Genomic DNA, 2801 nt, shown 5'->3' with positions numbered 1-2801 from the left:
CTGCGTTGGCGTTTTTGGAAATATTATTTTCTTTGAAATATGTATCAACTCTGTTTTTAATGGTCACAAAAAACTGTGAATTTCCCTGGTCATTAAATTTTAGGGATTGGTTCATAACTAATAATTTTTAATTGGTTAAGTAATAAATCATCTAAAGGTAGCTTATAAAAAATTAGTTGGGGTGAGTATTAACGATAATATTGCTCATAAGATAAATTTGGTGAAATTAGATTTTAATTCCCAATTTATATGTAATTCATGTAAGAATCAACTACAAAAATGATACAAAAAGACTAAAATCCCCGCGAATGCAGGCTTTTTTTGGTTTTTAATTTCCAATTTAACATTTACTTCAGCCTTGACAGTTCCTCTTAGGTTGACCACATTTTTAAGATTCGCACTCAATCTGACCTCATTATTGACCAAAACCGCTTGGGCAAAGCGGAGGTTCTCAATGCCATAGTTGACCATCATTTTGAGGTTGTTGACATGAATGATCTGATCCCAAAGATAAGGGACCAAAGATAGTGTCAGGTAGCCATGGGCGATGGTGTCACCAAAGGCACCCTCATTTTTGGCTCTCACTGGGTCAGTATGGATCCATTGGTGGTCAATGGTGGCATCGGCGAATTTATTGATTTGATCTTGGGTGATTTGATGGTATTCAGATACCCCCAATTCCTTTCCAATATATTTTTCAAAATCCCCGAAGCTTCCAATAGTAATCTGGCTCATGTTATTTGGTGGTTTGTAATATTAAAGGTAAAAAAATCTAATAAATTCACCTTATTTTGTTTTCAAATTAAAAATCATGAACAGCAGTTCACCCAAATACATACATGGTTACCTTGAACAGGAGCAGGAAAGACTCCGTGAACAGGCTTTGGTCATCGAAAGGCCCATTTATGATTATATAGATTTTGCCGAGGTAAATGAATTGCTTGAAATCGGCAGTGGAGTAGGCGCCCAAACTGAAATCCTGCTGAGAAGATTTCCACATCTTCATATTACAGGTGTCGAATATGAATCAAGACAGATCAAGAAGGCCATGGAGAACATGTCCAAATTAGGATTTGATGAAAGAAAAGTGAGATTTGTGCAACAGGATGCAAAAAACCTACATTTGGACAAGCAATATGATGCGGCATTTATCTGTTGGGTGTTGGAACATGTTTCCGAGCCTGTGAAGGTCTTGTCCAGCATGAAACCATATTTAAAACATAATGCCAAAGTATCGCTCACTGAAGTATTCAATACTTCCTTTTATACCTATCCGGTAAAAAAGGAAGTGATGGACTATTGGAGGATCTATAATGAATATCAGGTTCAAATCGGAGGAGATCCGCAGGTTGGCGTACGATTGGGGGACTTATTGGAGGAGGCAGGATACAGAAACATTGACCTGCGCTCAGGAGGATTCCATTTGGACAGCAGGCACCCGGAAGAAAAAAGAACGGTATTCAATTATTGGAAAAACCTGATGAGCAGCGGAGCGCCTTCTTTATTGGAAGAAGGACTGATTACAGAAAAACAGCTCATAGAAATGCAACATGCAATGGATGAATTAAGGGATTTACCTCATGCTGTATTTTATTACCGATTTATACAAGCCACCGCTTACGCTTAATCATAACATGTATGTACGCGATGCCAGTAAAATGGCATTCAATATAATTCTTGTCAGGAGATTGAAATGTACGTTACTTCGGTCTTCCGACTTCCGTCTTCCGTCTGGTCTGTAGTAGAATATTGGATTACTGGCTAAGAAGCGGATAACCATTTAATATAATATGAAAGTATTTAGATTTCTATTAAGGCTAGTTTTCAAAATCATTATCTGGTTTTTTATCCTGAGCATTGGCTTTACAGTATTATACAGGTTTTTGCCTGTACCAATTACACCATTGATGGTGATCAGACTTTGGCAACAAGCTTTTGATAAAGAAAAAGAAATGAGACTTCACAAAGATTGGGTGTCAATTTCCAAAATCTCAAAAAATGTCCCTCAAGCTGTAATAGGTGCCGAGGATCAAAAGTTTATGGACCACAATGGATTTGACATGGAAGCCATGAAGACCGCATGGGAAAACAATCAAAAAGGTAAAAGAGTCAAAGGAGGGAGCACCATCACGCAACAGACCGCCAAAAATGTTTTTCTAAGCCCTTCCAGAAATTTGATCAGGAAAGGACTTGAGGCTTATTTTACCTTTTTGATCGAACTGATATGGCCCAAGGAAAGAATTATGGAAGTCTATCTTAACGTCATTGAAATGGGAGAGGGAATTTACGGGATTGAAGCGGCTGCCCAAACCTACTTCAAAAAACCTGCCTCCAAGCTATCCAGACAAGAGGCTGCACTGATTGCAGCCGTGCTACCCAATCCCAGAAGATGGAACCCTGCCAGACCAACAGCTTACATTTCCGGAAGGCAGGCATGGATACTTAGACAAATGAATAACTTAGAGCCGGTAGGGATTGGGATTTAAATCAACTTTAGCACCTCCTCCAAATACTCTCTGGTATTTGAAAGCCTTGGTACTTTGTTCTGTCCTCCGAGTTTGCCTTTACCTCTAAGCCATTTTTCAAAAACCCCTACTTCCACAAAATGAATTTTGGGAGCTGTCAGAGCCATGTCCTTGTACCTTTTGGCATCATAATCGGAATTGATTTCCCTTAAAGTACTGTCCAGTATTTGGATGAACCTTTCCTGATCTGAGGGTAATTTTTTAAATTCAATAACCCATTCATGTGCTCCTTTGCTTTTGGAATCACCAAAATAAACAGGCGCTGCTGTGAAATTT

At 38.7% G+C, this 2801-nt stretch carries 4 protein-coding genes; 2 read left to right on the top strand and 2 right to left on the bottom strand.

From position 1 onward, the window contains the following. Positions 1 to 267 precede the first annotated feature (267 nt). Positions 268 to 735: a MaoC family dehydratase gene (locus ACEW8O_RS05970; RefSeq protein WP_373493710.1), complete on the bottom strand. Its 468-nt coding sequence runs from the start codon at positions 733 to 735 to the stop codon at positions 268 to 270. A 76-nt stretch (positions 736 to 811) separates the two neighbouring features. On the opposite strand from ACEW8O_RS05970, the gene ACEW8O_RS05965 reads away from it, so the two are divergent. Further along, complete coding sequence (locus tag ACEW8O_RS05965) at positions 812 to 1627, top strand: class I SAM-dependent methyltransferase (protein WP_373493709.1); 816 nt, start codon at positions 812 to 814, stop codon at positions 1625 to 1627. A 163-nt stretch (positions 1628 to 1790) separates the two neighbouring features. After that, positions 1791 to 2486 (top strand): monofunctional biosynthetic peptidoglycan transglycosylase, encoded by a 696-nt coding sequence (gene mtgA / locus ACEW8O_RS05960; RefSeq protein WP_373493708.1) that lies wholly within the window; start codon positions 1791 to 1793, stop codon positions 2484 to 2486. Here mtgA and ACEW8O_RS05955 read toward each other — a convergent pair. Then, positions 2483 to 2801: GH3 auxin-responsive promoter family protein (locus tag ACEW8O_RS05955; RefSeq protein WP_373493707.1), on the bottom strand; the 319-nt coding region annotated here is incomplete at its 5' end. The two genes, mtgA and ACEW8O_RS05955, sit on opposite strands and share 4 nt — an antisense overlap.

Origin of the sequence: Aquiflexum sp., from assembly GCF_041749095.1 — a bacterium.
Lineage (GTDB): Bacteria > Bacteroidota > Bacteroidia > Cytophagales > Cyclobacteriaceae > Aquiflexum.
The sequence above is the reverse complement of the archived record's forward strand: the minus strand, read 5'-3'. Positions and strand labels throughout refer to the sequence as shown.

Coding starts and splice junctions, on each gene's coding strand:
- mtgA (WP_373493708.1), top strand. CDS start 1,791: ATGAAAGTATTTAGATTTCTATTAAGGCTAGTTTTCAAAATCATTATC.
- ACEW8O_RS05965 (WP_373493709.1), top strand. CDS start 812: ATGAACAGCAGTTCACCCAAATACATACATGGTTACCTTGAACAGGAG.
- ACEW8O_RS05970 (WP_373493710.1), bottom strand. CDS start 735: ATGAGCCAGATTACTATTGGAAGCTTCGGGGATTTTGAAAAATATATT.